The following is a 26192-nucleotide window of genomic DNA, read 5'->3' as shown; positions in this document are numbered from 1 at the left end:
CGAGTCAGAAGGCGGGGAGGCCAAGCGCTTCGTCGGGATGCTCGTGGATCATGTAGGCGTCGAGGGTCGCCGAGCGGTGGCGGCGCGAGGCCTTCTCGATCTCGGCGAGCGGAGCGCCGGTCTCGATCAGCACGAGGATGTTCTCGTGTTCGCGCACGGATTCGGCGGCGCGGCCGGGGACGAAGCTGAACGTCGAATCGCGCAGGTGACCCAGTCGTGCCCACTCGGCGTGCACCAGCTCGAGCATGCGCGGGTTCGCACACTTCTCGAAGAGGATCGCGTGGAACTCCTGGTTCAGCGCGGTGAAGGCGCGGGGATCGAAGTGCTCGAGCGTCTCGACCATCAGCTCGTTGACCTGGCGCGCGCGCCGCACGTCGTCCGCGGTGAGCGCGCGCGCGGACAGGGCGGTCGCGGCGCCCTCGAGGATGCTGAGGGACTGCATGCTGAAGCGGTACGCGGTGTCGTCGACCATGGAGACCCGCGCGCCGACGTTCCGCTCGAACATCACGAGACCCTCGGCCTCGAGCTGTCGGATCGCTTCGCGGACCGGCACCACGCTCATCCCGAGCTCGCCGGCGATCGCGCCGAGCACGAGGCGATACCCGGGGGTGAACTCCTGCGCGGCGATGCGTTCCTTGATCCAGTGGTAGGCCTGCTGGGATTTGCTCTGGGTGGATGCCGGGGTCGTCGGAACCATCAGGCGTTCCTCTCGCTCTCGTAGCGGGCCCGCCACTGGGCGTTCATCGGGAACAGGCCGTCGACGGGGTGGCCGGCCGCGACCTGGCGGGCGATCCACGCGTCCTCCCGCTCCTGCTGGAGTGCCGCATCGGCGACCTCCTCGGCGAGCCCGGGCGGCAGGACGATGACGCCGTCTCCGTCGCCGACGAGGATGTCGCCCGGCTGCACCGTCGTGCCGCCGCAGCCGATCGCGACGTCGGTCTCCCACGGCACGTGCCGGCGGCCTAGGACGGCGGGGTGCGCGCCGGCGGCGAACACCGGGATGCCGACGGCGGCGACCGCCTCGGCGTCGCGGACGCCGCCGTCGGTGACGATCGCTGCCGCGCCGCGCGCGTGGGCGCGGATCGCGAGGATGTCGCCGAGCGTGCCCGAACCCGTCTCGCCGCGGGCTTCGATGACGAGGGCCTCGCCCTCCTGCACCGTGTCGAACGCCCGCTTCTGGGCGTTGTAGCCGCCGCCGTGCGCGGCGAAGAGGTCTTCGCGGTGGGGGAGGAAGCGCAGAGTGCGGGCCGTGCCGACGAAGCGACGGCCCGGAGTGAGTGCGTGCACGCCGTCGATCGTGACGTCGTCGAGGCCGCGCTTGCGCAGCTGGCCGCTGAGAGCGGCGACGGGGACGCGGGAGAGCTTCTCGCGCAGGGCGGGGGTGAGCACCGCGGCCGGCGCGCCGAGTCCGGCGGCCTCGGGGGAGCCCCACGCCTCGGCGCGCTGGCGGTCGTCGACGGCCGGGAGCGAGCCGATCGTACCGTCGAAGGCGCGCTCGCCCTGGACTACGGTGGTGCGCAGCCGACCGGTGGACCGCTCCCCGGCATCCACCTGTACCTCGACGACGTCGCCGGGAACGACCACCGACGAGCCCGCGGGCGTGCCGGTGAGGATGACGTCGCCGGTCTCGAGGGTGAAGTGCTGGGAGAGGTCGGCGACGATCTGGGCGAGCGGGAAGAGGAGCCCGTCGGTGGTGTCGTCCTGCGCGAGCTCGCCGTTGACCCAGGTGCGCAGGCGCAGATTCGCCGGATCGATGCCGACCGCGTCGATCAGTGCCGGGCCGATCGGCGTGTAGCCGTCGCCGCCCTTCGAGCGGACGTTCGAGCCCTTGTCGTTCGCGCGCAGGTCGTAGAGGCCGAAATCGTTCGCCGCGGTGATCGCGGCCACGTGCGACCAGGCGGTCTCGACCGTCGTCCATCGGGCGGGCGTGCCGATGATGAGTGCGATCTCGCCTTCGAACGCGAGCAGCTCGGTGCCGGCGGGACGCTCGACCGACGCGCCCGAGGCGGCCAGCGAGCTGGAGGGCTTGAAGAAGTACGACGGGGATGCCGGGCGGCGGCCGCGCTGGTCGGCGCGAGAGGCGTAGGCGAGGTGGACGGCGACGATCTTGCCCGGGCGCGCGCCGAGGACGGCGAACCGGCTGTCGGTGTCTGTCATGGATGCTCCCTTGCGTCGTATCCGAAATCGTATATGATCGTCGTCACCGCGGCAAGCACTGCTTCGCCGTCCGACAGAGACGTCACACCGACACTGGAGTCACCCCATGAGCGCTTCCACGAACCACCCCGTCGGGTTCACCCCGACCGGGACGATCGCGACGTCCACCGACCGCCGCCGCGTCGTCTTCGCCACGATCGTCGGCACGACGGTCGAGTGGTACGACTTCTTCATCTACGCATCTGCGGCCGGCCTGGTCTTCGGAAGCCTCTTCTTCGCTCCCGCCGGAGAGGGGTTCGCTCAGGTGCTGTCGTTCATCACGGTGGGCATCAGCTTCCTGTTCCGACCGTTCGGCGCTTTCCTCGCGGGTCACTTCGGAGACAAGTACGGGCGCCGACTCGTCCTCATGGTGACCCTGATCCTGATGGGCGTGGCGACGACGCTGGTCGGTCTGCTGCCGACGTATGCCGCGATCGGCATGGCGGCGCCGATCCTGCTCGTGCTGCTGCGCATCCTGCAGGGCATCTCGGCCGGCGGAGAGTGGGGCGGTGCGGTGCTGATGGCGGTCGAGCACGCTCCCAAGACGCGCCGAGGCATCTTCGGCGCATCCCCTCAGATGGGCGTTCCCTTGGGTCTGCTCCTCGCGTCGGGCATGCTCGCGCTGATGGCCACGATCGCTCCCGGGGAGGCCTTCCTGCAGTGGGGCTGGCGCGTGCCGTTCCTGCTCTCGTTCGTGCTGATCGTCATCGGCTACTACATCCGCCGCCGAGTGGAGGAGAGCCCGGTGTTCGCGGAGCTCGCCGAGCGCAAGGAGGAAACGCGGATGCCGATCGTCGCGCTGTTCCGCAAGCACACCCTGCTCGTGGTGATCGCGGCTCTCGTGTTCGCCGGCAACAACGCCGTGGGATACATGACCACCGGGGGGTACATCCAGCGCTACGCCACCGACCCGAAGGGACCGATCGGACTCGCGACCGCCGATGTGCTGGGCGCGGTCACCCTGTCCGCGATCACCTGGCTGGTGTTCACCTTCCTCTCCGGTTGGATCTCGGATCGCATCGGACGGCGCACGACCTACATCATCGGCTGGCTGGCCCAGCTGGCCGGCGTCTTCCTGCTCTTTCCGCTCGTCAACACCGGCTCGATCGTCCTGCTGACGCTGGGCCTGGTGGTCCTCACGGTCGGGCTCGGTTTCACGTACGGTCCTCAAGCCGCCCTCTACGCCGAGCTGTTCCCCGCGTCCATCCGCTTCTCGGGCGTCTCCATCTCGTACGCGATCGGTGCGATCCTCGGCGGGGCCTTCGCTCCGACGATCGCGCAGGCGATCGTGCAGGCGACGGGTTCCACGACGGGCGTCACCTGGTACCTCGCCGGCATGACCCTGCTGGGACTGATCGCCACGCTGCTGCTGCGCGACCGCAGCGGCATCCCGCTCGGACCCGACCATGAGGCCGAGCAGACGGTCAGCCCCATCCGAGGGCTCTCGCGGGCCTGAGTCGGAAGGACGACGACGATGCAGTTCCATCACCACGGGTATGTCTCCGCCGACCCCCGCGTGCAACCGGCCGCGGGGACGGGAATCGACCGCCCGGCGGAGCTGCCCGACGAGGTCGACGTCCTGATCGTCGGCTCCGGGCCGGCCGGCATGCTCCTGGCCGCGCAGCTGTCGCAGTATCCCGGGGTCCTCACGCGCATCATCGAGCGACGGGACGGGCGTCTCGCCCTCGGCCAAGCCGACGGCATCCAGCCGCGCAGCGTCGAGACCTTCCAGGCCTTCGGCTTCGCCGAGCGGATCATCGCCGAGGCGTACAACATCGGGTGGATGAACTTCTGGGGACCCGATCCCGAGAACCCCGCGCGCATCGTGCGCCGCTCCCGCACTGCCGACTACGCGTACGACATCAGCGAGTTCCCGCACCTCATCGTCAACCAGGCGCGCGTGCTCGACTACTTCGCCGAAGCGGCCGCGCACGGCCCGGCGCGCATCGCACCCGACTACGGGATCGAGTTCGTCGGGCTCACCGTGCACGAGGGCGAGGACCGTCCGGTCGAGGTGCGCGTACGCCACGTCGGCGGAGAGCGCGCCGGCGAGGAGCGCGCCGTGCGTGCGGCGTACGTCGTCGGCTGCGACGGGGCGCGAAGCGGCGTACGGGCGGCGATCGGCCGGGTGCACGTCGGCGACATCTCGCAGCACGCCTGGGGCGTGATGGACGTGCTCGTCGAGACGGACTTCCCCGACTGGCGCATCAAGTGCGCGATCAACGCCGAGGCCGGCAACATCCTGCACATTCCGCGCGAAGGCGGATACCTCAGCCGCATCTACGTCGACCTGGGCGCCGTGGCGGACGACGACGACCACCGCGTGCGTCAGACGCCCGTCGAGGAGATCATCCGGCGGGCCAACGAGATCCTGCACCCGTACACGCTCGACGTGAAGAGCGTCGCCTGGCACAGCGTGTACGAGGTCGGCCACCGGGTCACCGACGGCTTCGACGACGCGCTCGACGGCGGACGGCAGCCGCGCGTGTTCCTCACCGGCGACGCCTGCCACACGCACAGCGCGAAGGCGGGGCAGGGCATGAACGTCTCGATGCAGGACGGCTTCAACCTGGGGTGGAAGCTCGGCTCCGTGCTGAGCGGTCTGAGCCCGGCCTCCCTTCTGTCGACCTACACCTCCGAGCGCCGGCCGGTCGCTCAGCAGCTCATCGAGTTCGACAAGGAGTGGTCGACGCTGATGGCGCGAAAGCCCGAGGAGATCTCCGATCCTGCCGACCTCGCGACCTACTATCTCGCCACCGCCGAGTTCCCCTCGGGCTTCATGACCACCTACGCCGAGGGGACGGGAGTCGTCGCCGGCACCGCCCACCAGCATCTGGCGACCGGCTTCCCGGTGGGCAAGCGCTTCAAGAGTGCGCCCGTCACTCTGGCGGCCGACGGCAACGTCGTGCATCTCGGTCATCACGCGAGCGCAGACGGGCGCTGGCGCCTGTACGCCTTCGCCGACCGCGACGGGCTCGCCGACGACTCGCCCCTGGCGCGCTTCGCGGCCTGGCTCGCCGACGACCCGGACTCTCCGGTGCGGCGCCATACCCCCGCGGATGCCGATATCGACGCGGTCTTCGACGCGAAGGTGATCTACCAGCAGGGGTTCGACGACATCGATGTCACTCGTGCGCCGGCTGTCTTCCGCCCGCATTCGGGTGCGTTGGCGCTCACCGACTGGGAGAAGGTGTTCGCCGCGGCACCCAACCGCTGGAACGAGGTCGACATCTTCGATGCCCGCGGGCTGTCGCGGGACGGCGTGGTCGTCGTGGTGCGTCCTGATCAGTATGTCGCGGCCGTGCTGCCGCTGGACGCGACCGATGAGCTGGCGGACTTCTTCGCCCGGTGGATGCTCCCCGTCGGGTGACGGACCGAGACGCCGAGTGACGCTCAGTCGAGGTCGTCGTAGCCGCTGAGGCGCAGCTCCTCGGCATCCAGGTGCGCTTCCAGCCGTCGGGCGAGAAGGTCGTCGACCGTACCCTCACGCCGAAGACGCAGAAGGACCTCGCGCTTGCGATCCAGCAGGGCCAGCTTCAGTCGCGTCATCTCCTCGAAGCGCACGAGCGGCGATCGCTGGGTGAGGTCGATTCCGGTCGATGCGGCGAGCATCGTCAGCGAGGTCGCGGCGTCGACGCCCGCCGCGGCCGGATTCAGCCCCACGACGGGCCCAGCGCCGTCCACGACTGTCTGCGCACCGGTGTCGGGGGCCGACGGCGCTGCCACCATGCCCTCGAGCTGTGCGATCTGGTCGGCATCCGCGGCGGCCTGGGCACGGGCGAAGGCACGCGCGTTGGCCAGCTCGAGCATGTCGTAGCCATCCTGACGAGCGCGCTCGCGCACCTCATCGCTGATACCGTGCTCGGCGGCGATGTCGTCGAGAGCGGCGATCGCCGCACCCGAGATGGTCCGCTGCGCCAGCTCGATCTCGTCGGCGGCCCAGTCGTCGCTGGGAAGCTTCGCCCACCGGACGATGGCGGGAAGGAGCGGTCCCTGCACGAGAAGACTCAGCACGATCACCCCGGCCGTCACGAACACCACGGCGTCGCGGCCGACGAGCGGCTGACCGGACGACGTCGTCAGCGGAACCGAGAGCGCGATCGCGAGCGACACGGCACCGCGGAACCCGGCCATCGTGCTCACGATGCGCGCGCGGTTCAGCGATCCCGGGCCGGAACGTGCGGTCAGCGCCGGCGTACGCGGGCGCGAGAAGGGGGCCATCAACAGCTGGAACACATAGCGCACCACCAGCAGCGCCGCCCACGCGGCCACGGTCAGCAGCACGAGGCCCCACACCTCGCTCGGGGAGATCTCGTGCAGGACGAGCTGCACCTCCAACCCGATCAGCACGAACAGCGCTCCGTTGAGCAGGTAGACGCCGAACGGCCACGCCGCCGTCGCGGTGCGGCGGGAGGCGGCGGTGGTGATGCGCGGCGAGGCCCAGGCGATGATCAGGCCCGCGAACACCACGGCGAGAACGCCCGAGGCGTTGACCAGTTCGGCGAGCAGGAACGCCGTGAACGGAACCAGCAGCAGCGTCACGTTGATCGACAGGGCATTGCGCATGCGCCGCAGCGTGAGGTACGCGAGAGCCGCGACGACGATGCCGGCGATCGCTCCGCCAAGATAGGAGACGAGCACGGTGGCGGTGATCGACCAGCCCGTGACGGTGTCGCCGAGTGCGACGGAGATCGCGATGGCATAGAGCACCAATGCGGTGCCGTCATTGGTCAGACTCTCCGCCTTCAATTTCATGAACGTGCGCTGCGGAAGCAGTCGTCCGAGCGCGGCGACAGCCGTGGCATCGGGGGGCGCGACGGCGGCACCGAGGATCATGGCTGCCGGCCAGGGCAGCCCGAAGAGTGTGGCCACCCACGCGACCGCGAACGCCGAGGCGACCACGAGCAGCGTGCTCATCGGGATGATGTAGCGCAGCGACCGGCGAACGCCCCGCAGCGACGTCGTCAGGCTCTCCCAGAACAGCATCACGGGCAGGAACAACAGCAGCACCGTCTCGGGCGGCAGCTCGATGCGGCGCAGCTCCGGCACGAACCCGAGCAGCAGGCCGAGGATCAGCAGCACCAGCGGTGTCGCCAGGCGCAGGCGCGGCGCGAGGAGCGTTCCCGCCAGCACCGACAGCCCGAGCAGGACGGTGACTTCCAGACCTTCCATGGCACCCCGATTCCGCGCAGACCTCCCGACGGACTTCCGTCGCAGCCCAGTGTGCGCCACAGACACAGCGTTTCAACAGGTCTGCGCATTCCCGGCCGCGCAGACAGTTCCGTCCGTGCGGGGCTACCGGCCCCGCGTCAGGAGTTCACGCGAATGATCTCCTGCTGGTACGGGGCGATGACGTCGCCGGAGATTCGGCAGTCCAACAGCAGGAAGGGCCGGTCGGATGCCGGGACCTGCACCCACCGCGCGAGCTCGTCGAGGTCGGCGAGCGTGCGCACGACGACACCTCGAGCCCCGACCGCGGAGGCGAGACCCGCGAAGTCGACCTCGGGGATGAGCATGGGCTCCCGGGCGAGGCCCTGCAGGCCGTACAGGTTGATCTCGGCGCCGTACGCGGCGTCGTTCCACACGACGGCCAATCCGCGGCCCGCCGCCACGCGCACCGCGGATTCCAGATCCGACAGTGCCATCAGTCCGCCGCCGTCGCCGGTGGACAGCACGATGGTGGCCTCCGGCCGAGCCCGGACGGCGCCCGCGACGGAGGGGAATCCCAGGCCGATCGACTGGTACGCGGTGCCGACCATCATCATGCGGTCGGGCGAGGCCACCGACCAGTACATGTTCGCCCAGCCGAGGAAGTGGCCGCCGTCGGTGACGACGACGCGGTCGCGGGTGGAGGGTGCGCTCTCGAGCAGCTCACCGATGCGCTCGGCGACCGACCGTGGGTCGAGACGGCCGTCGGGCGCCAGGGGGTCGCCGCCGTCGCGGGCGCGCAGCGCTGCGATGTCCACGCGCTCGCGCCAGCCGCTGGGCGCGGCATCCCTCGTCGCCAACTCGTCGCAGAGGGCTTCGGCGACGAGGCGTGCATCGCCGCGGATGAAGCCGCCGACGTGCGGGTGCGTCGCCGCGGGGGCGATGTCGACCTGCACGACGCGGGTGCCCGGGGCGAACAGGGCGCCGAAGCGCATCGTGAACTGGTTGAGTCCCGCGCCGAAGACCACCGCGACGTCCGCCGTCGAGATCAGCTCCATGGCGCCGTCGGCGCCGAACCCGCCGGTGACCCCGAGGTCGAACTCCGGCCGAGGGAACATCCCGCGACCCAGCGCCGTGGTCGCCGTGACGGCGCCCGTCGCGTCCGCCAAACGCCCGAGAGCATCCGCGGCGCCCGAGATCCACGCGCCGCGACCCGCGATCAGCACCGGACGCTCCGCGGCGGCCAGTGCGGCGGCCAGGTCGGCGATCGCCGCACGTGCGAACGGGGAGGGGGCGATCGGCGCGGGCAGTGTCGGCTGCGGCGCGGCCGGCACCGAGCCCGCCTCGAGCTTGGCGACGTCGTAGGGGATGGCGAGCACCGTCGGCACGCGATAGGCCAGCGCGTGCTCGATCGCGATGACCGTGGTGGCCGCCGCATCGGCCCGTCCGACGGTGTACGTGCGCGCGCCCACCGCCGAGGCCAGGGCGATCTGGTCGACGTCCCACGGACGGGGGCCCGACGTCGGTTCGTCCCCGACGACGAGTACGAGCGGCACGTGGGCCTGCACCGACTCCGCCAGGGCGGTCAGCGTGTTGGTGAAGCCGGCACCGTAGGTGGCGGTCGCGGCGGCGAGGCGTCCGCTCGCCCGGTGATAGGCATCCGCAGCGACGACGCCGCCCGCCTCGTGGCGCACGGCGGTGTAGTGCACGTCCGTGGAGCGCTCCAGGGCGTCGAGGACGTGGGCGTTGCCGTTTCCCATCACACCGAAGACGTGGTCGATGTGAGCGGCGAGGGTCTGGGCGACGTGCGCAGAGACGGTGGACATGGGGCCTCCGAGAGACGAAACGGTGAAGGGATGCCGTATGTGTCTCGCGTGCCCCTTTTTCGAGCACCGAACGCCGCGTCGCGCCCGGACCAGTCGAGTATAGAAGAACGGATGTCGTCGGCGGCGGGCAGGATGGGCGCATGGACTCCGTCCGTCTGCGCGCCGCGCGTCTGGTGCATCACGCCCTGGTCGTTCCCGAAGCCGGCCTGGGGGCCGCCGCGCGCCGGCTGACCGCCACGCAGGCGCAGGAGTTCTGGGCGGGGCGATGGGCTCTCGGCATCCGCACGGCGGGGGAGGTCACGCTCACCGACGTCGACGACGCCTTCGCGCGCGGTGTGCTCGTGCGCTCGTGGACGCAGCGTGGAACCCTGCACATCGTCGCCGCCGAGGACCTCGCCTGGATCCTCGAGCTGACGCGCGAGCGGCAGCAGCGCCAGGCGGCGGGGGTGCACCGTGCGTTCGGCATCGAGGCCGACGACATCGCGCTCGCCGAGCGGGCCGTCGGGGCCGCGCTCTCGGGCGGCAACCGCCTGACGCGAAACGAGGCGGCGACGGTCATCGCCGCCGCCGGTGCGGATGTCGCGGGCTCCCGCGGAGGTCACCTGATCTCGGCCCTCGCCGTTCGCGGGGGTGTCGTCTTCGGCCCGGTCGTGCCGCGCGACGGCGCGCCCACGCGGGAGCAGTACCTCGTCGCCGCCGACGACTGGCTGCCGGATGCCGCGGCTCCCACCGAGCCCTGGGGCGAGCTGTTCGTCCGGTATCTCGCCGGGCACGCACCGGCCACCCTCGACGACTTCCGCTGGTGGGCCGGCGTTCCCGTCGGTATCGCCCGGTCCGCGCGGGAAGCCGCCGGCGATCGGGTCACGGCGCTCGACGAGGGCCTTTTCCTCGGCGCCGACGCGCCAGCCGGAGACACTGCCGAGGCAGTCTCCGGAGTGCTCGCGCTGCCGCCCTTCGACGAGTACTACCTCTCGTACGCGGACCGCTCCCGAGTCTGTCCGCCGGAGCACCTCGCAACGATCGGTCCGACCCTCAACGGCCTGGTGCGTCCCGTGCTCATCGCCGGGGGAGAGGTGTTCGGCACCTGGCGCCACTCGACGGCCGTCGGCAGACACCATCTGCTACCGATGTCCGACCCCTTCGGTGCCGCGGTCGACGCGGCATCCGTGGAGGCCGCCCTCGGGCGCGTCGCCCGGTTCTTGCGCGTGTAGCGCTGCGCCGCCTCAGGCGAACAGACCCGCCCCGACGTACGAGCCCTCCTCGGCTCCCGGGGGAATGGCCCACAACCCCGAGCCGATGTGGCGGATGTACTCGCTCAGCAGATCCCTCGACAGTGCACGCTGCAGGGCGATGAACTGCGCGGGAGAGCGTTGGTACGCGAGGAAGAACAGGCCGGCGTCGAGTCGTCCGAGATCGGTGTTGCCGTCGACGTAGTTGTAGCCGCGGCGCAGGATCCGGATGCCCTTGTTGAGGTCGGGGTGCGCGAGGCGCACGTGGCTGCGCGTGTCGATGGCCGGTTTGCCGGTCGCGCCGACGGCGGAGAAGTCCGGGGCCGTCTGCTCCTGTCCGCCGGACAGCGGTGCACCGTGCGCCTTGTCGCGTCCCGTGATGCGCTCCTGCTCGCTCAGACGCACGCGATCCCACGTCTCGATAAGCATCGCGATCTTGCGCGCCACGAGATAGGAGCCGCCCACGAGCCAGGCCGGTTCGTCGCCGTCGCCGACCCAGACGTGCTGATCCAGCGCCGCCTGGTCGTCGGCGAGGATGTTGGCCGTGCCGTCCTTGAACCCGAAGAGGTTGCGGGGCGTGGCCTGATCGGCGGTCGTCTTCGACGTCTTTCCGAAGCCGAGCTGCGACCAGCGCAGCCGTGCTCGGCCGAAGGCGATGCGGCTCAGATTGCGGATCGCGTGCACGGCGACCTGCGGGTCGTCGGCGCAGGCTTGGATGCACAGGTCGCCGCCGGTGTGATCGGGCTCCAGGTCGTCGCCGAGAAACGCCGGCAACGCGGTGAGCAGGGCGGGCCGACGGTCGGCGAGTCCGTAGCGGTCGGTGCCGTCGACGGCCGTGAACAGGGTCGGTCCGACGCCGAACGTGATCGTCAGCCCGTTCGCGGCAAGGCCCAGCGCCTCACCGGTGTCGTCCGGCGGCGCCTCCGGCGAGCCTCCCACCGCGCCGCTGGCCGACACATCGAGGCCCTGGGTCATCCGCGCCGCCGCGTAGGACCAGTCCTGGAGAAGCTCGATCAGATCCTCGCGGGTGGTCCCCGCCATCATGTCGAACGACGCGAAATGCAGATGGTCCTGCACGGGCGTCGTGATCCCGGCCTGGTGCGCGCCGTAGAACGCGTAGGGCGACGCCGCGCCGGCGGCGCCGCGCGTGCGGCCGACGGCGACGCCGGCCGCCGCTCCGGCTCCGGCGCCGACGGCGAGCCCGGCCGCACCGACACCGGCCGCGAGGCCCAGCAGGCCCCGTCGGCTGAGACCGGCGCGCGGCGCGGGCTCGAGGCGGTCGCCGCCCGCGAGAGGTCCGTCGGTGCTCACTGCAGGATGGTGGACGTCAGCTTGGACAGCGGCTCGGCCAGCGCGTTGATCAGGTCGGTGAGCTCGCGCTTGTCGGCCTCGCTGAGCTGCCGGTAGTTCACGAAACCGGCGCTCAGCGAGCCATGGCGCGCGAGAGCGGCCTCAAGGGCGGCGTAGCCGCTGTCGATCCGACCGGCGAGCTCCGTTCCGGTCGCGCCGGAGGAGACGGCGAAGTCCTTGACGAGCGAGAACGCCATCTTCGATCCCTCGACATTGGCCGCGAAATCGTACAGGTCGGTGCCGCTCCACCAGTCCTCTTCGCCGCTGATCTTGCCCGTGGCCACTTCGTCCAGCAGAGAGATCGCGCCGTTGGAGATGCCGCCGATGCCCTGCGCGTCGAGCGCCTTCTGGAACTCATCGCCGTGCACGTACGCGTTGAGCTCGCCCACGTCGGCGATCAGCTTCGCCCCGGAGGTCGCGCGCTCGGCGGGCGTCGAGGGCGCCCAGTCCTTCCACGCCGGGGTTGACCCGTCGGAGTTGAGGGCATCCTGCGCCGGAACCCAGAGGTCCTTCTCGATGCGGTGGAAGCCCGTCCAGTCGAGTCCCTCCGCGACGGCATCCACCTCGCGGTAATCGATGCGGGGGTCGAGATCGCCCAGCGACTCCGCCACGGGTTCGATGCGCTCGTAGAACGCACGCGTGGTGGGGAAGAGGCTCCGCGCCTTCTCATCGTCGCCGGCCTCGTAGGCGCTCACGAAGGCCGCCACGGCCGGGACGAGCTGTTCGACCTGATCCTTGACGAACGACGCGTACAGATCGACGGCCTTCTGCTTCTGCGCGGCGTCGTCGCCCGTGGCCGTGACGGCGTCGCCCGTGACCGTGAAGGCGGTGCGTCCGATGCCCTCACCGACCATGCCGGGCTTGCACAGGGTGACGTAGTCACCGGGCTGGGCGACGACGGTGAGGGTGCGTGAGGCGCCGGGGGCGATGTTCTCGACCTCGCCGACGATGCGCAGACCGTCGGAGGCGAGGAGATAGAACTCCGTCACCTGCGAGCTGGCGTTGGTCACCGCGAACGCGAGCGTGCCGCTGGTGGCGGTCGCGGTCGACACCGTGCACGCCGTGTCGGTGGAGGTGACGGTCAGGGCGTCGGACGCGGCGACGTCGGTCTTGGCGACGCAGCCGGCCAGCACGAGGGCGGTCGCGCCGAGCGCGGCGACGGCTCCCCAGGTGCGTGTGCGGGTCATGATGCTCCTTGGTGGTGGGAGAGGTCCGCGTAGTGCGGAACCGACGTGAGGGGTGCGGATGCCGAGGCCCGGGCGGGCCGGCGACCGAGTCCCCGGACGAAGAGGGTGCCGACGACGGCCATGTACAGGGCCCAGGCGATGACCTGCAGCCACGACATCTGCGGCATGAAGCCGACGGTGGCCTGCAGGATCGCGGCCAGGGGGCTTCCCGGCGGGATGGCGGTCGAGAGGTCGAACGCCCAGCCGAAGGGGAAGCCGGCCGCGCCCACGGCGACCGTGCCGCCGACGAGGGGCGCCAGGGCGGAGAACGGACCGGGAAGGGCGCCGGCCTCCTGCAGGTCGTGGATCGCGTACGCCAGCACCCCGGCGGCGACGATCACGAGGAATCCGCCGGTCCAGCCGAAGAAGACGCGGAGGTCGAGTCGCACCATTCCCCGGGCGAGGAGCCAGCCGAGCACGACGGCGGCGGCGAGGCCGAGCAGTGCGCCCAGAAGAGCCGACGGCGTGTCGCCGAAGGACTGCACCATCGACCACAGCAGGAGGGTCGTCTCGATGCCTTCGCGGGCGACGGACACGAATCCGATGAGGACGATTCCCCAGAGACCCCCCGTCGCGAGCGCCCGGTCGACGCCGCCCTCGAGTGTCTTCTTCATCGTGCGGGCGGTCTTCTGCATCCAGAAGATCATCCAGGTCACCATGCCGACGGCGACCAGCGAGAGGAGCCCGCCGATCAGCTCCTGTGCCTCGAAGGTGAGGGCGTAGGCGCCGAAGGTGAGGATCGCGCCGATGCCCACGGCCAGCGCGATGGCGAGGCCCACGCCGACCCACAGTCGCGGCAGGACGTCGCGACGATCGATACGGCGGAGATAGGCGACGAGGATGCCGACGACGAGAGCGGCTTCGAGGCCTTCGCGGAGGCCGATCAGGAAAGTGGCGAGCACGAGCGCTTCTTCGGAAGAGGGGAAAGTGAGGTTAGGCGAACCTCACAAACAGCGAGCGTACACCCAACCGCGCCACCCCACCACGCGCGTCCGCTGCTGCACGCGCGTGCACGCTCACCGGGCCAGGCGCGGATCGCTCGACGGGTCGGCGTACGTCGGCGGGCACCCGTTCCTGCCGGCATCCGGTCGCAGTTCGACGTGCCACGGCTCGTTGTCGTACACCAGGCACAGCCCGAACGCCGGACCGTGACGGGCGATCCAGTCCTGCGTGCCGCTGCCGTCGAGGTCGGCGGCGGCGCCCTGCACGTGCAGGGAGGTGTCGGCCGTCGCGACCCACCGCGCCGCGCGCTCGCGCGAACCGTACTGGCTCACCGCCTGCGACAGCAGCGACTCCTGCTGCGCGGGCGAGCGCCAACCGCTCGTGACGAAGAAGCTGACGCCGTCGGCGTAGGCCTGGGTGCTCGCGCGCTGGAGGGCGTCGAGGAGTGCGGGATCCATCCGCGAGATGCCCGGGTACTGCGTGTCGAACGGGGTCACCCCCCAGGGCAGGTAGCCGTCGGCGACGGACGTCGCCGCATCGGTGGGGGCATCCGTCTCGCCGAGGCTCGGCGCAGACGACGACGTCGACGAGTCCGACATCGACCCGCGGGACTCGGCGGGTGGCAGGTGCGTCAGCGGGTCTCCGAGCAGCAGCATCAGCACCGTGGCGGTGACCAACACGAGAGCTGCGGTCATCCCGGCGGCGAGAAGCCATCGCCGGCGGAGGTGGTGGGCAGAGGGGGCCGCGGGCGGAGTGGAGAGGTGACGTGCCATGCGGGCGAGTCAAACGCGGAGGCCGTTGCGGGAGCGTCGCCGAAATCCGATACGCCGACGATACGCGTGGCCTCTTAGCATCGAAGAATGCGCGTGCTGGTCCTGGAGGACGAACCCCTGCTGGCCGATGCGATCCGTGACGGGCTGCGCCTGGAAGCGATCGCGGCCGACCTCGCGGGCGACGGCGATACCGCGCTGGAGTTGCTGTCCTACACCGACTACGACGTCGCCGTGCTCGATCGCGATGTTCCGGGGACATCGGGAGATGCGGTCGCGGCGTCGATCGTGCAGGGCGGCACGGGGGTGCCGATCCTCATGCTGACCGCCGCCGACCGCCTCGACGACAAGGCGTCGGGATTCGAGCTGGGCGCCGATGACTACCTCACCAAGCCGTTCGCGATGCGCGAGCTCGTTCTGCGGCTGCGCGCCCTCGAGCGTCGTCGCCGACGGGTGCGCCCACCCGTGCGCGAACTCGCCGGCATCCGCCTCGACCCCTTCCGTCGTGAGGTGTACCGCGACGGTCGCTATGTCGCGCTCACTCGCAAGCAGTTCGCCGTCCTGGAGGTGCTGCTCGAAGCGGGCGGCGGCGTCGTCAGCGCCGAGGAACTGCTCGCACGCGCCTGGGACGAGAACGCCGATCCTTTCACCAACGCGGTCCGCATCACGGTGTCCGGTCTGCGTCAACGGCTCGGTGGCCCCGCCGTGATCGCGACGGTCTCCGGCGTCGGCTATCGCGTCGAGGTGCCGGCGTCCGACGCTGAGGCGGAGGGGAGGTGAGTGCGACACCCTCGTCGTCTCCCGGTGCGCGCCGGCGTGCCGCGGGGCTGACCTTCCGGGTGAAGCTCATGCTCAGCTACGCCGGCACGGTTGCGCTCGCCGGCGCTCTGTTGCTGTCCGTCGTGTGGCTGTTCCTCCTGCGATACGTCCCGGAGGAGGCGGCGCCGACGACCGGCGGGTTCATGCCGGGTCGCGGCGATCTGCTGCGGGCATTCGTGCCCCCCGCGCTCGCCGCGTGGGCCCTGCTGATCGTCGTCGGACTGGTGGGTGGGTGGTTCCTTGCCGGGCACATGCTCGCGCCGCTGGGGCGGATCACCCGTGCCACGCGGCTGGCCGCCGCCGGATCGCTGTCGCATCGGATCGGCGCCCACGGCCCCGACGACGAGGTGCGCGAGCTCGCCGACAGCTTCGACGCCATGCTGGCGCGCATCGAAGCGCAGGTCGCGGAGCAGCGTCGCTTCGCCGCGAACGCATCGCACGAGTTGCGCACACCGCTGGCCATCACCCGGGCGATGCTCGACGTTGCCGCCGCTGACCCGGACCGTGACGTCGACGCTCTGCTCACGCGGCTGGCTCGCGTCAACGCCCGGGCGATCGAGCTCACCGAGGCGCTGCTCTCGCTCAGCCGCGCCGAAGGCGGGGCCCTCGACCCCGTCCCCGTCGATGTCTCACTCCTGGCCGATCAGGCCGCGGAGACCTTTCTGTCGCTCGCCGAATCGCGGGGAGTTGCTCTGCAGCTCGAGACACTGCCGGGCATCGCGCGGGGATCTCAGTCGCTGCTGCAGCAGCTCGTCGTCAACCTCGTGCACAACGCGATCGTGCACAACTGCGATGATCACGGCTGGGTGCGAATCGGTGTGCGCTCGGCGCAGGGCAGCGTCGGTCTGTGCGTGGAGAACTCCGGGCCCGTCGTCCCGTCGGAGATGCTCCCGACCCTGCTGGAGCCGTTCCAGCGCGGGGCGCAGCGCGCACATCGCGGCGAGCACGAGGGAGCCGGTTTGGGACTCGCGATCGTCGCGGCGATCGTTCGTGCGCACGACGGGAGCCTGACTCTGTGGCCGCGCGACGACGGTGGGCTGCTCGTGGAGGTCGTCCTGCCGGCCGCGTAGGCTCCGCTCGGCGCCATCAGCCCTGGGCGTGCCGGTCGAGGAAGGCGTACACCTCGCCGTCGTCGACGCCGGGGAAGGCGCCGCGCGGCAGCGGCGAGAACATCTGCATGTGCACGCGGGCACTCGGCCACGCGCGACCCTCCCAGCGCGCCGTGAGCTCGGCATCCGGACGCCGGCAGCACGACTCGTCGGGGCACGTCGAACTCGCCCGCTTCTGCGTCTCACGTCCGCGGAACCAGCGTGCGTCGTCGAAGGGCACCCCGACGGTGATCGAGAACTCGCCGTCCGAGGTGCGTCCGGTCTGGGACGAGCACCAGAAGGTGCCGGCGGGGGTGTCGGTGTACTGGTAGTGCTCGACCGTGCGGTTCTGCTCCGAGAAGGCGGAGCGGGCGGCGAAGTGGCGGCAGACGACCTGGCCTTCGACCGAACCGGTGACATCCATCGGCAGCGGCAGGTCGTCGTTCTCGTAGGCGCGGGTGATGGCGCCCGAGCCGTCGACCCGCAGGAAGTGCAGGCGGATGCCGATGTGCTGCGTCAGGAGGTTCGTCAGTCGCATGCCCGCGGCCTCGTGGGTCACGCCGAAGGCATCGCGGAAATCCTCGACGGCGAGGTTGCGGTCCTTCTTCGCCTGGGCCAGGAAGGCGACCGAGGCGGTCTCGGGCATGAGGCAGCAGGCGGCGAAGTAGTTGATCTCGAGCCGTTGCTGCAGGAAGTCGGCGTAGTCGCTGGGTGGTGTGTGCCCGAGCAGGCGGTGGGCCATGGCCTGCAGGGCCATCGAGCGCAGGCCGTGTCCGCCGGGGATGGATGCCGGCGGCAGGTAGATCCGGCCGTTCTCCAGGTCGGTGACCGAACGGGCCGAGTGGGGGAGGTCGTCCACGTAGATCAGCTCGAATCCCAATTGGGACGCCATGATGCTCACCGTGCGGTGGGTGAGGGCCCCCGAGACGTGGCCGGCGGCCTTCAGCTGCTTCTCCGCGAGCTTCTCGATGTCGGGGAGGTAGTTGTCCTTGGCGCGCATGCGCAGGCGCAACTCCGTGTTCGCCCGCCGGGCCTCTTCAGGGGTTGCGATGGCTGCGCGCTCGCGACGCTGCAGCTCACGGTGCAGCCCCAGCACCGACTCGATCGTCTCGTCGGAGGTCGCTTTGGTCACCCGCAGAGCCGGGATGCCGAGGCTGCGGAAGACGGGGGACTGCTGTGCACGTTCGAGTTCGAGCTCGAGGGCGGCTCGACGGTTCGGCGGCTCGGCCGACAGCAGATCGGTGACGTCCGTGCCGGTGGCGGCGGCGATGGCCTGCAGCAGCGACAGTTTGGGCTCGCGCTTGCCGTTCTCGATCAGGCTCAGCTGGCTGCCGGCGACACCGACGATCGCGCCGAGCTCGTCGAGCGTGAGTCCGTGCGACACGCGCTGGTGACGGATGCGATGTCCGAGCGTCGACAGCTCCAGGGAGGTGGGTGGCATTCCTTGAGCATAGCGAAAGAATCACGTTTCTTGACGGCATCCTTGTGTGCAAAACCCTCCTCACGCCTTCAATCTGGAAGAGACCCCTCCGGATCGCCCCACTGACGCCACGCTGAAGGAGCCCGACATGGCCATCGCCGACATGTTCACCCGTCCCACCGCCACGCGCACCCCCGCGGCGGTCGACGCGACGGACGAGCCCCGGAGCGGCTTCGGCATGCGGCCGGTCCTCGCCGGCACGGGTCTGGAGGCCCTGCATGCCTGGGTCGATGAGATCGCTGCCCTGACGCAGCCCGCGCGCATCCACTGGGTCGACGGCTCTCGTGCGGAGAACGACGCCCTTCTTCGCCAGCAGGTCGAGGAGGGCAAGCTCATCAAGCTCAACCCCGAGTGGCGACCGGGCTCGTACCTCGCCCGCTCGCACCCGAGCGACGTCGCCCGCACCGAGGCGCGCACCTTCATCGCCTCGGCGCGAGAGGAGGATGCCGGCCCCACCAACAACTGGGCGCAGCCGGACGAGATCCGGGCGACCATCATGCCGCTGTTCGAGGGGTCGATGCGGGGGCGGACGATGTACGTCGTGCCCTTCTCGATGGGCGCGGTCGGCGGTCCGCTCTCGCACATCGGCGTCCAGATCACCGACAGTGCGTACGCCGTCACCTCCATCGGCATCATGACCCGGGTCGGGACGGCCGTCGTGGAGCAGATCGCCGCGGGCAAGCCGTGGGTCAAGACGGTGCACTCGGTCGGTGCGCCGCTGGCTGCCGGCCAGGAGGACGTGGCGTGGCCCTGCAACGACGAGAAGTACATCGTCCACTTTCCCGACACGCTCGAGGTGTGGTCGTTCGGATCCGGCTACGGCGGCAACGCGATCCTCGCGAAGAAGTGCTTCGCGCTGCGCATCGCCTCGGTCATCGGGCGTGAGGAGGGGTGGCTCGCCGAGCACATGCTGCTGATCCGCGTCATCAGCCCGGAGGGCAAGCGCTTCCACCTCGCCGCCGCCTTCCCCTCCGCGTGCGGCAAGACCAATCTGGCGATGCTGCGCCCCACGATTCCGGGGTGGCGCGTCGAGACCCTCGGCGACGACATCGCGTGGCTTCGCCCCGGCGACGACGGGCGGCTGTGGGCCATCAACCCCGAGGCCGGCTTCTTCGGGGTGGCGCCGGGAACGGGCGCGTCGACCAACGTGGCGGCCGTCGAAACGCTGTGGGGCAACACGATCTTCACGAACGTGGCCCTGCGTCCCGACGGAGACGTGTGGTGGGAGGGTCTCACCGATGACGTCCCGTCGGAGCTGATCGATTGGGAGGGCAAGCCCTGGACGCCGGCGATGGGGCGCCCGGCCGCACACCCGAACTCGCGCTTCACCGTCAGCGCGGGACAGTGCCCGCAGATCGCCCCCGACTGGGATACTCCGCAGGGCGTGCCGCTGGACGGCATCCTGTTCGGTGGGCGTCGGGCCACGAACGTCCCCCTGGTGCTGGAGGCCACCGATTGGACGCACGGCGTGTTCCTCGGCTCCAACATCTCCTCCGAGCGCACCGCCGCCGCCGAGGGGACCGTCGGTGAGCTGCGCCGCGACCCCTTCGCGATGCTCCCGTTCTGCGGCTACAACATGGCGGACTACTTCGGTCACTGGCTCAAGGTCGGTCAGCGTCTGCGCTTCGACCGCGCCCCGCGCATCTTCCAGGTCAACTGGTTCCGAAAGGGCGACGACGGCCGCTTCCTCTGGCCGGGTTTCGGTGACAACGCGCGCGTGATCGACTGGATCATCCGCCGCATCGAGGGTGTCGTTCCGGCCATCGACAGCCCGATCGGACGACTGCCCCGCACGGAGGATCTGAACCTCGAGGGCATCGAGGTTCCGGACGCCGACCTCGAGGCCCTGTTCGCGATCGACCGCGACCTGTGGCTGCAGGAGGCCGGGCTCACGGAGGAGTTCTACCGCACGTTCGAGGGACGGGTGCCCCCGGCGCTGTACGCCGAGCTCGCGGCTCTTCGCTACCGCCTCAAGCTCGCCGCGTCGCGGTGATGCGGCTGACGCGCACGGTGACGTGTGCGTCAGGTGCGCCCAGCGCCTCGCGCACCCGCAGCGCGACCTCGCTCGCCACCGCGGCGACGCGACCGCCCGTGACGCCGATGCTCACCGTCACCTCGAGCGCCTGCGCGCGCCGCGTCACCACGCTGTACGCGCCGTCGCCGGCGAGCGTCGCCCGCCACAGGCGCGCCGGGAGGGCGGCGGCGTAGTACAGCTCGGCCACGCCGGTGACCGCCCTCGCGGCGGCATCCACGATCAGGGCGAGCTCGGTGGGCGCGTCGCCGCTCGCCGATCGGGTCGCGGTGTCGCTCATCGCTCCTCCTCCCGCAGCCGCAGCGAGTCGATCGTGACGTCGACGACGCCGACGGTCCATCCGCCGTACTCCTCGAGATCGGCGCGCACGCGCTCTCGCACCGAATCTGCGATGCGCGCAAGTCCGCGTCCCGCGCCGAGCACGCTGTCCAGGACGCTGATCGTCAGCCGCACGTCGACGCGTACATCCTCGTGGAGCGTGAGATGCACCCGTTCTACGAGCACGCCCTCCACCGCGTCGCCGGCGTCGCGGACGAGACCGCGCACGGCGCCCTCGGTCACCACGACGCGTACCGGGTCGTCGTCGACGAGAGGCAGGTCGCGCCCCGCGCGAGATTCGCGGGCGACTTCGCCGAGAATCTGTTGGAACCAGGTCTCGGAGACATCGTCACGGGCGTCGGTCTCGATGAGTTCGCGCGACAGTGCCCCGAGGCGGTCCATCGAATCCAGCACGGCTCGGCACTGCGCATCGCCGTCGATCGCGGGGATCGCCGGCGTCCGTCCGCGCTCGTGATAAGCCGCGAGCTCCTCGAGGGTGTGGCCCGAATCGCCGATCTCCTCGCGCGTCATCCCGCTCACCTCCACTCCTTCATCCGGTCGTAGATGGTCGCCCGCGCCCGCGCGAGCCTGCCGCGCACCGCCGTCGCGGACACGCCCAGCTCGCGGGCGATCTCGTCGTAGCCGTATCCGCTCACCTCGCGCAGCAGCCAGGTCGTGCGTTGCTCGACCGGCAGCTCGTCCAGCACGCGCCGCAGCATGTCCAGTTGAGAGGATGCCACGGCAGACTCGTCGGGTGTGGGCTGCAGAGCCTCGGGCTCCGTATCCTCGAGCGGTGCGGTGGGCGCCGCGCTGCGCAGACGGTCGGTGGCCTTGCGTGCCACGATCGTCGACAGCCAGGAACGGACGCGGTCGGGCTCGCGCAGTTCCGGGAGCCGTCGCCACGCGATGATCAGGGCCTCCTGCACGCAGTCGTCGGCGTCGGCGCGTGAGCGCAGCAGCCGGGTGGCGAAGCCGATCAGGTAACCGCTGTGCCGACGCACGAGCACCGCGAACGCGCGCTCGTCGCCGTCGGCGGCGCGTGCGGCCAGAACGCCGTCTTCGACGTGTGTCAGCGTGTCCACACCGCTTCCCCCCTCGCGCCGTCGTCACCCTGCGGGCCGCGCGATGCCCCCTGCATACCTCGACCGTGCCACGCGCAGCTGACGCCGCCAAGGGGTTGCGTCGCCGCCGCGCAGCCATTAGGCGCGCCGACAGCTCCCGCGGCGGCACTCAGCGAACTGCCAGGAAATCCACCGTGACGAAACCCCTGCGGCATCCGTCACACCTGTGAACGCCCTCACCGGAGGGCCGGAAAGGACAAGACATCATGGCTACCACGACCCCCACCACCTCCGCCGTCGCACCTGCTGCGGGCGCCGGCAAGACCGTCATCGTCGACCCGGTCATCGCCAAGATCGCCGGCATCGCCGCCTCTTCCGTGGCCGGCGTGCACGCCCTCGGCGGCGGAGCCGCGCGCGTCATCGGCAGCATCCGTGAGGCCGTGGGCGCCAAGGATCTGGGTCAGGGTGTGAACGTCGAGGTCGGCGAGACGCAGGTCGCCGCCGACATCACGATCGTGGCCGAGTACCCCGAGCAGCTGCAGCGCGTGGCGACCGACGTGCGCACGGCCGTCGCCGATGCCATCACCGAGCTCGCCGGCATGGAGGTCACCGAGGTCAATGTGACCGTCGTCGACGTTCACATCCCGGGTGACGACGAGGCTCCCGCCCCGGAGCGTGTCCAGTGACCGGCGGGGGTCCCACGGTGTGGGGAGCGGTCGCGGGCGCGGTGCTCGCCGTCGCCGCACTGGCGTTCGGCTTCTGGGGCATGGTGCTCGTGGCGGCTCTCGCCGCCATCGGCGGCCTCATCGGCGCCGCGGTGTCGGGTCGCATCGACCTGCGCGCCGCGATCGATGCCGCCCGCGGCCGGCGGGTGGGCTGACCATGGATGCCGCACGGATCCCCGGTCGGGTCACCATCTCCGCACGGGCCTACGAGCGCGTCGCGGCGGCGGTCCTCGCCGATGAGCTGGGCGTTCCCGCCCGCGCGTCCCGCGCCCACGTGCGCGACGCGGGCGGGGCCCTCGCCCTGGATCTCACCAGCGGCATCCGAGCCGACGGCGACCCCATCGCGGCCAGCGCCGCTGCCGCACGCACCCGCACCGGTGAGCGCGTGAGCGCACTCACCGGAGCACTGGTCGGAGACCTCCGACTGCGCATCACTCACCTCGTCACGCAGAACAGGAGCAGCTCGTGAACACCACATCGGCACCCGTCGAGGTCGTTCCGGCGGGAGCGCCCGACCGGCTTCAGAGCGCGGCTGCGCGGCGTCTGCAACGACGTTCGCGTGCTGTCTGGGTGAGCTGCGCCCTGGTCGTGATCATCGTCGTCGCCGCGGCGCTGGCCACCGAGCTGGTGCTGTCGGCTCTCGGGCGCCCCGCGCTGCTCGTGGCCCCGGACGCCGTTCGCTCGGCGCTCGCCGAGGGGGGGACGACCGGCACGATCGTCGCTGCGGCGGCCGCACTGTTCGGCATCGTGTGTCTCTGGGGTGCATTGGCGCCCGGGCGCACTCATCGCCGGGCCCTGGCCGCCGGCCGGGTACCCCTGGTGGTCGACGACGCGATCGTGGCCGGCGCCCTCTCGCGCGCCGCCGCCACGGCCGCAGCCGTCACCAACTCCCACGTGTCCACGCAGCTCGACGCTCGTCGTGCGCGCATCTCCCTCACTCCCGCGACCGGCTTTCCGGTCGACCGTGAACAGGTGGAGCGCGCCGCCGATCGGCTGCTCACCGAACTCGGCGCGGCGCCTCGACTGACGGCTCGCGTCGAGGTGACCCCGGAAGGACGGCTGTCATGAGCCCGGCATCCCGCTTCGTCAACCGCACGATCCTCTTCGTGCTGGCCGTGGGCGCCCTCGCCGTCGCCGCGACCGCGGCCTGGCCGCTCTTCGCCGAGGGGCGACCGTCGCCGCTGCTGGCCATGGCCGCCGATGTCGTCCGCGGCACGGGGGTGGCGTCGCAGACCCAGGCGTGGATCGCTGCGGGCATCCTCGCGCTGGTCGTCGTGATTGCGCTCGTGGTCGTGCTCACCCGCGGTGAGCGGCACGTCCGGGCGGTCCTCGACGAGGGCGGCATCGCCATCGATGACGGCGTCGTCGCCGATCTGCTCCGGCAGTCGCTCGCGGACGTGCCCGACGTGCTGGCGGTCTCGGCGGTGACCTCTCGCCGTCGCCGTCGCCGGCTTCTGCGGGTGCGGGTGCAGGTGCGCCCGCGCGCCGACCTGGGACTCGTCCAGCGTCGCGTCGCCGGTGCGGTCGCCGATACCGACCGCCGGCTGGGGCTCGCGCTACCACTGGTCGTCCAGCTCACGGGCGGTCTGCGTTCCGCCGTCGCCCACGAGCGCCGCGTCGCCTGACGAACGACGCTCACCGAACTTCCCGGGCCGCCCGGGATCCCCAAAGAAACCGGAACCATCACCAGAGAAAGGAGTCCCTCATGGGCCTCGCAGATGACATCAAGAACACCGCCGAGAACCTGACCGGCAAGGCCAAGGAGGCGATCGGTAACCTCACCGACAACGACAAGCTCGTCGCCGAGGGCAAGGCCGACCAGGTCAAGGCTCACGCGAAGGACGCCGCAGCCGACGTCAAGGATGCGGCGAAGGACGCGAAGGACGCTCTCGGCGGCAAGTGACCAGCGCTGACAGCAGAGGGGCCCGCCGGTGACGGCGGGCCCCTCGTCGTCTGTCGGGGTCGCGGGTCAGACGAGCAGTTGGTGCTTCGCGAGGTCGCGGTACAGCGGCACCGTCTCGACGAGTTCGGAGTGGGTGCCCTGCCCGACGACTCGACCGTGGTCCATCACGACGATCAGGTCGCTGTCGACGACCGTCGACAAGCGGTGCGCGATCACGACGAGCGTCCGCCCCGAGGCGACGGCGTCGATCGCTTCGCGCATGCGCTGTTCGTTGAGGCCGTCGAGCGATGACGTCGACTCATCCAGCAGCAGCACCGGGGGAGCGGCGAGAAGGGCGCGGGCGATCGCCAGTCGTTGCCGTTCGCCGCCCGACAGCATGACGCCGGCCTCGCCCACCGGCGCGTTCAGCCCCAGGCTCGAGCGTTCCAGGACGTCGCCGAGGTTCACGGCGCGCAGCACCCGGGCGCATTCCTCGTCGGATGCCGACGGCGACGCCAGCCGCAGGTTGTCCGCGATCGTCCCGGCGAGCGTCGGCGCGTCCTGCTCGACATAGCCGAGCTGGGCACGCAGCCGCGTGCGGTCGATCCCGCGCAGGTCGACACCGTCGAGCAGGATCGACCCTGCCGTCGGGTCGTAGAACCGCTCGATCAGGGCGAGAGCGGTGGACTTTCCCGCCCCCGACGGCCCGACGAGGGCGACGCGCGCCCCGCGGGGGACGCGGAACGACACCCCGCGCAGCACCTCTCCGGGCGCCTCCGAGACCGCCACCGTCGCGTCGGCGTGGGCTTCGGCGAGCAGAGCCGCCGCCTCGGTCTCCGAGCGGCGGCGCGCGCTGACCACGGCATCCGGGTAGGCGAAATGCACCTCGCGGAACTCGATCGCGGCGGCCGTCTCGTGGCTGTCGTGTGCGGCGGCCGTGGAGATCGGGGAGGTGCCGACGGCGACGGATGCCGCGACCTCCGCATCGCACGCGGTCTCGATGCGCAGGTCCAGGACCTCCTGGATGCGCCCCAGTGCTCCCAACGCCTGGCCGACCGAGGTGATCGCGCCGAAGAACGAGCCGAGCGGCTGCACGAGGAAGAACAGGAACATCACGAATGTCACCAGCCCGGCGATCGTGATCGCGCCCGAGGCCACGCGGAAGCCGCCGACGCCAAGCACGACGAGCAGCGACAGCTGCAGGGCGACGCCGGCGACCGGAACCACGAACGCCGATGCCTTGGCGACCTGCACCCCGGCCTCGTACGCTCCCCGCGCGGTGTGCTCGATGCTCTCGCGTTCGCGTTCGGACGCGCCCGAGGCGCGGATCGTGCGGATCGATCCGACGGCGCGCTCCACGCCCGAGGCCAGCTCTCCCACCTTCTCCTGCTGAACGGCGGTCGCGCGGCGGATGCGGCCGCTGAGCGCCACCACGACGGCGACCGACGCGCCGACGACGACCAGGATGAGCACGAGCAGCACCGGGTCGATGATGAACATCGCCACGATCGCGCCGACGAAGATGAGCGCGTTGCCGATCGAGTCCGCCAGACCCTGGGTGAGCACCGCATACAGCAGGGTCGTGTCGGTGCCGACCCGCGAGACGAGGTCACCGGTGCGCCGCGCGTCGTACTCCTGGACGGGAAGATGCAGCAGCTGGGCGATGAGACGGCGCCGACTCGAGTAGACGACGGCCGTACCGGTGCGCTGCAGGAGGAAGTGCTGGATGCCGCTGATCACGGAGGAGGCGACGACGAGACCCACCAGCACCCACACCAGCAGACCGAGCGGGTCCTGTTTCTGCACCCGGTCGATGACCTGACCCACCACCAGGGGCTGGGCGAGGGTCGCGACGGCGGCGAGCACACTCAGCACCGCGACGACGACGAGCACGCCCTTCTGCTCGAAGACGAAGGGGAGCAGCTGTCGCAGACTGGCGCGAGGGCCGTCATCGGGCGTGCGGCGTCGGGAGCGGGAAGGGCGGGTGGTGCTGGCAGAGGACATGAGGAGCTTTCCTGCGGTGTTCGGGTCGTTCTATCTTCCCTCTCGACGACGACGAGCGGCGCCGCACGGTGTCGGAGGCACTGGGTAGGGTGGGTC

Annotated in this window: 25 protein-coding genes; 12 read left to right on the top strand and 13 right to left on the bottom strand. The window is 70.8% G+C overall.

The features are described 5' to 3' along the window. Positions 1-4 precede the first annotated feature (4 nt). Together ACT53O_RS01840 and ACT53O_RS01835 are read right to left on the bottom strand one after the other, a co-directional pair. Positions 5-697, bottom strand: coding sequence for a GntR family transcriptional regulator (locus tag ACT53O_RS01840; protein WP_347418408.1), 693 nt, complete (start codon positions 695-697; stop codon positions 5-7). Beyond that, on the bottom strand, positions 697-2157 hold the full coding sequence (locus ACT53O_RS01835) for a fumarylacetoacetate hydrolase family protein (protein WP_476151139.1): 1461 nt from the start codon (positions 2155-2157) through the stop codon (positions 697-699). The genes ACT53O_RS01840 and ACT53O_RS01835 overlap by 1 nt, the downstream gene beginning before the upstream one ends. A gap of 106 nt (positions 2158-2263) precedes the next feature. Between ACT53O_RS01835 and ACT53O_RS01830 the strand changes: the two genes are divergently transcribed. Together ACT53O_RS01830 and ACT53O_RS01825 are read left to right on the top strand one after the other, a co-directional pair. Continuing rightward, positions 2264-3652, top strand: a complete 1389-nt coding sequence (locus tag ACT53O_RS01830) for an MFS transporter (RefSeq protein ID WP_112932534.1) — start codon at positions 2264-2266, stop codon at positions 3650-3652. A gap of 18 nt (positions 3653-3670) precedes the next feature. Further along, on the top strand, positions 3671-5566 hold the full coding sequence (locus ACT53O_RS01825) for an FAD-dependent monooxygenase (RefSeq protein ID WP_476151137.1): 1896 nt from the start codon (positions 3671-3673) through the stop codon (positions 5564-5566). A gap of 23 nt (positions 5567-5589) precedes the next feature. On the opposite strand, the gene ACT53O_RS01820 is transcribed toward ACT53O_RS01825, so the two are convergent. Together ACT53O_RS01820 and ACT53O_RS01815 are read right to left on the bottom strand one after the other, a co-directional pair. After that, the gene (locus ACT53O_RS01820) at positions 5590-7368 is read right to left on the bottom strand and encodes a Na+/H+ antiporter (RefSeq protein ID WP_135948480.1); all 1779 of its coding nucleotides are present in this window, start codon (positions 7366-7368) and stop codon (positions 5590-5592) included. 137 nt (positions 7369-7505) lie between these two features. Next, positions 7506-9170, bottom strand: coding sequence for a thiamine pyrophosphate-binding protein (locus tag ACT53O_RS01815; RefSeq protein ID WP_476151135.1), 1665 nt, complete (start codon positions 9168-9170; stop codon positions 7506-7508). 140 nt (positions 9171-9310) lie between these two features. Between ACT53O_RS01815 and ACT53O_RS01810 the strand changes: the two genes are divergently transcribed. After that, positions 9311-10381: a winged helix DNA-binding domain-containing protein gene (locus ACT53O_RS01810; protein WP_476151133.1), complete on the top strand. Its 1071-nt coding sequence runs from the start codon at positions 9311-9313 to the stop codon at positions 10379-10381. 12 nt (positions 10382-10393) lie between these two features. Here ACT53O_RS01810 and efeB read toward each other — a convergent pair whose 3' ends face one another. The 4 genes from efeB to ACT53O_RS01790 form a co-directional block, all read right to left on the bottom strand. Beyond that, positions 10394-11710 carry an iron uptake transporter deferrochelatase/peroxidase subunit gene (gene efeB, locus ACT53O_RS01805; protein WP_476151131.1) on the bottom strand — a complete coding sequence of 439 codons (1317 nt, stop codon included), beginning with the start codon at positions 11708-11710 and terminating at the stop codon, positions 10394-10396. Further along, positions 11707-12936, bottom strand: coding sequence for an iron uptake system protein EfeO (gene efeO / locus ACT53O_RS01800; protein ID WP_036321206.1), 1230 nt, complete (start codon positions 12934-12936; stop codon positions 11707-11709). The genes efeB and efeO overlap by 4 nt, the downstream gene beginning before the upstream one ends. Then, complete coding sequence (gene efeU, locus ACT53O_RS01795; protein ID WP_476151129.1) at positions 12933-13877, bottom strand: iron uptake transporter permease EfeU; 945 nt, start codon at positions 13875-13877, stop codon at positions 12933-12935. The genes efeO and efeU overlap by 4 nt, the downstream gene beginning before the upstream one ends. 114 nt (positions 13878-13991) lie before the next feature. Further along, positions 13992-14690 carry a D-alanyl-D-alanine carboxypeptidase family protein gene (locus ACT53O_RS01790; RefSeq protein WP_294945380.1) on the bottom strand — a complete coding sequence of 233 codons (699 nt, stop codon included), beginning with the start codon at positions 14688-14690 and terminating at the stop codon, positions 13992-13994. Positions 14691-14777: 87 nt separating this feature from the next. On the opposite strand from ACT53O_RS01790, the gene ACT53O_RS01785 reads away from it, so the two are divergent. Together ACT53O_RS01785 and ACT53O_RS01780 are read left to right on the top strand one after the other, a co-directional pair. Then, positions 14778-15467, top strand: a complete 690-nt coding sequence (locus ACT53O_RS01785) for a response regulator transcription factor (protein ID WP_112932543.1) — start codon at positions 14778-14780, stop codon at positions 15465-15467. Continuing rightward, the gene (locus ACT53O_RS01780; protein WP_476151127.1) at positions 15464-16576 is read left to right on the top strand and encodes a sensor histidine kinase; all 1113 of its coding nucleotides are present in this window, start codon (positions 15464-15466) and stop codon (positions 16574-16576) included. Before ACT53O_RS01785 ends, ACT53O_RS01780 begins: the two co-directional genes overlap by 4 nt. Before the next feature lie 16 nt (positions 16577-16592). Here the strand turns inward: ACT53O_RS01780 and ACT53O_RS01775 are convergent, their stop codons facing one another. Continuing rightward, complete coding sequence (locus tag ACT53O_RS01775; RefSeq protein ID WP_112932544.1) at positions 16593-18035, bottom strand: XRE family transcriptional regulator; 1443 nt, start codon at positions 18033-18035, stop codon at positions 16593-16595. Between the two features lie 127 nt (positions 18036-18162). Here ACT53O_RS01775 and ACT53O_RS01770 point away from each other — a divergent pair, with 127 nt between their 5' ends. Next, the gene (locus ACT53O_RS01770; protein ID WP_476151125.1) at positions 18163-20067 is read left to right on the top strand and encodes a phosphoenolpyruvate carboxykinase (GTP); all 1905 of its coding nucleotides are present in this window, start codon (positions 18163-18165) and stop codon (positions 20065-20067) included. Here the strand turns inward: ACT53O_RS01770 and ACT53O_RS01765 are convergent. Genes ACT53O_RS01765 through ACT53O_RS01755 form a run of 3 tightly spaced genes read right to left on the bottom strand, consistent with a single transcriptional unit; the run spans position 20045 to position 21506 of the window. After that, a complete protein-coding gene (locus tag ACT53O_RS01765; protein ID WP_039414060.1) occupies positions 20045-20386 on the bottom strand; it encodes a hypothetical protein in 342 nt (113 codons plus the stop codon). The two genes, ACT53O_RS01770 and ACT53O_RS01765, sit on opposite strands and share 23 nt — an antisense overlap. Next, positions 20383-20964 carry an Asp23/Gls24 family envelope stress response protein gene (locus tag ACT53O_RS01760; protein ID WP_148285484.1) on the bottom strand — a complete coding sequence of 194 codons (582 nt, stop codon included), beginning with the start codon at positions 20962-20964 and terminating at the stop codon, positions 20383-20385. The genes ACT53O_RS01765 and ACT53O_RS01760 overlap by 4 nt, the downstream gene beginning before the upstream one ends. Beyond that, the gene (locus ACT53O_RS01755) at positions 20961-21506 is read right to left on the bottom strand and encodes an RNA polymerase sigma factor (RefSeq protein ID WP_476151123.1); all 546 of its coding nucleotides are present in this window, start codon (positions 21504-21506) and stop codon (positions 20961-20963) included. Before ACT53O_RS01755 ends, ACT53O_RS01760 begins: the two co-directional genes overlap by 4 nt. A 245-nt stretch (positions 21507-21751) precedes the next feature. Between ACT53O_RS01755 and ACT53O_RS01750 the strand changes: the two genes are divergently transcribed. The 6 genes from ACT53O_RS01750 to ACT53O_RS01725 all read left to right on the top strand — a co-directional run bounded on the left by ACT53O_RS01750 (position 21752) and on the right by ACT53O_RS01725 (position 24113). Continuing rightward, positions 21752-22171 (top strand): Asp23/Gls24 family envelope stress response protein, encoded by a 420-nt coding sequence (locus ACT53O_RS01750; protein WP_476151121.1) that lies wholly within the window; start codon positions 21752-21754, stop codon positions 22169-22171. Further along, the gene (locus ACT53O_RS01745; protein ID WP_039414055.1) at positions 22168-22365 is read left to right on the top strand and encodes a DUF2273 domain-containing protein; all 198 of its coding nucleotides are present in this window, start codon (positions 22168-22170) and stop codon (positions 22363-22365) included. Before ACT53O_RS01750 ends, ACT53O_RS01745 begins: the two co-directional genes overlap by 4 nt. Before the next feature lie 2 nt (positions 22366-22367). Further along, a complete protein-coding gene (locus ACT53O_RS01740) occupies positions 22368-22679 on the top strand; it encodes a hypothetical protein (RefSeq protein ID WP_476151119.1) in 312 nt (103 codons plus the stop codon). Beyond that, a complete protein-coding gene (locus ACT53O_RS01735; protein ID WP_112932547.1) occupies positions 22676-23278 on the top strand; it encodes a hypothetical protein in 603 nt (200 codons plus the stop codon). Before ACT53O_RS01740 ends, ACT53O_RS01735 begins: the two co-directional genes overlap by 4 nt. Beyond that, complete coding sequence (locus ACT53O_RS01730; protein ID WP_476151117.1) at positions 23275-23835, top strand: hypothetical protein; 561 nt, start codon at positions 23275-23277, stop codon at positions 23833-23835. The genes ACT53O_RS01735 and ACT53O_RS01730 overlap by 4 nt, the downstream gene beginning before the upstream one ends. An 80-nt stretch (positions 23836-23915) precedes the next feature. After that, positions 23916-24113 carry a CsbD family protein gene (locus ACT53O_RS01725; RefSeq protein ID WP_036314858.1) on the top strand — a complete coding sequence of 66 codons (198 nt, stop codon included), beginning with the start codon at positions 23916-23918 and terminating at the stop codon, positions 24111-24113. A gap of 66 nt (positions 24114-24179) precedes the next feature. Here ACT53O_RS01725 and ACT53O_RS01720 read toward each other — a convergent pair whose 3' ends face one another. Continuing rightward, positions 24180-26096: an ABC transporter ATP-binding protein gene (locus ACT53O_RS01720; RefSeq protein ID WP_476151115.1), complete on the bottom strand. Its 1917-nt coding sequence runs from the start codon at positions 26094-26096 to the stop codon at positions 24180-24182. Positions 26097-26192: the final 96 nt, after the last annotated feature.

Source organism: Microbacterium sp. DMC48 (assembly GCF_056313825.1).
Note: the sequence above shows the minus strand (reverse complement) of the source record. Positions and strands in the feature narration are given on the sequence as shown.

Bases quoted from the DNA above. Each gene is read 5' to 3' on its own strand.
- ACT53O_RS01840 (WP_347418408.1), bottom strand. From the start codon at position 697: ATGGTTCCGACGACCCCGGCATCCACCCAGAGCAAATCCCAGCAGGCC.
- ACT53O_RS01835 (WP_476151139.1), bottom strand. From the start codon at position 2,157: ATGACAGACACCGACAGCCGGTTCGCCGTCCTCGGCGCGCGCCCGGGC.
- ACT53O_RS01830 (WP_112932534.1), top strand. From the start codon at position 2,264: ATGAGCGCTTCCACGAACCACCCCGTCGGGTTCACCCCGACCGGGACG.
- ACT53O_RS01825 (WP_476151137.1), top strand. From the start codon at position 3,671: ATGCAGTTCCATCACCACGGGTATGTCTCCGCCGACCCCCGCGTGCAA.
- ACT53O_RS01820 (WP_135948480.1), bottom strand. From the start codon at position 7,368: ATGGAAGGTCTGGAAGTCACCGTCCTGCTCGGGCTGTCGGTGCTGGCG.
- ACT53O_RS01815 (WP_476151135.1), bottom strand. From the start codon at position 9,170: ATGTCCACCGTCTCTGCGCACGTCGCCCAGACCCTCGCCGCTCACATC.
- ACT53O_RS01810 (WP_476151133.1), top strand. From the start codon at position 9,311: ATGGACTCCGTCCGTCTGCGCGCCGCGCGTCTGGTGCATCACGCCCTG.
- efeO (WP_036321206.1), bottom strand. From the start codon at position 12,936: ATGACCCGCACACGCACCTGGGGAGCCGTCGCCGCGCTCGGCGCGACC.
- ACT53O_RS01790 (WP_294945380.1), bottom strand. From the start codon at position 14,690: ATGGCACGTCACCTCTCCACTCCGCCCGCGGCCCCCTCTGCCCACCAC.
- ACT53O_RS01785 (WP_112932543.1), top strand. From the start codon at position 14,778: ATGCGCGTGCTGGTCCTGGAGGACGAACCCCTGCTGGCCGATGCGATC.
- ACT53O_RS01775 (WP_112932544.1), bottom strand. From the start codon at position 18,035: ATGCCACCCACCTCCCTGGAGCTGTCGACGCTCGGACATCGCATCCGT.
- ACT53O_RS01770 (WP_476151125.1), top strand. From the start codon at position 18,163: ATGGCCATCGCCGACATGTTCACCCGTCCCACCGCCACGCGCACCCCC.
- ACT53O_RS01765 (WP_039414060.1), bottom strand. From the start codon at position 20,386: ATGAGCGACACCGCGACCCGATCGGCGAGCGGCGACGCGCCCACCGAG.
- ACT53O_RS01750 (WP_476151121.1), top strand. From the start codon at position 21,752: ATGGCTACCACGACCCCCACCACCTCCGCCGTCGCACCTGCTGCGGGC.
- ACT53O_RS01740 (WP_476151119.1), top strand. From the start codon at position 22,368: ATGGATGCCGCACGGATCCCCGGTCGGGTCACCATCTCCGCACGGGCC.
- ACT53O_RS01730 (WP_476151117.1), top strand. From the start codon at position 23,275: ATGAGCCCGGCATCCCGCTTCGTCAACCGCACGATCCTCTTCGTGCTG.
- ACT53O_RS01725 (WP_036314858.1), top strand. From the start codon at position 23,916: ATGGGCCTCGCAGATGACATCAAGAACACCGCCGAGAACCTGACCGGC.
- ACT53O_RS01720 (WP_476151115.1), bottom strand. From the start codon at position 26,096: ATGTCCTCTGCCAGCACCACCCGCCCTTCCCGCTCCCGACGCCGCACG.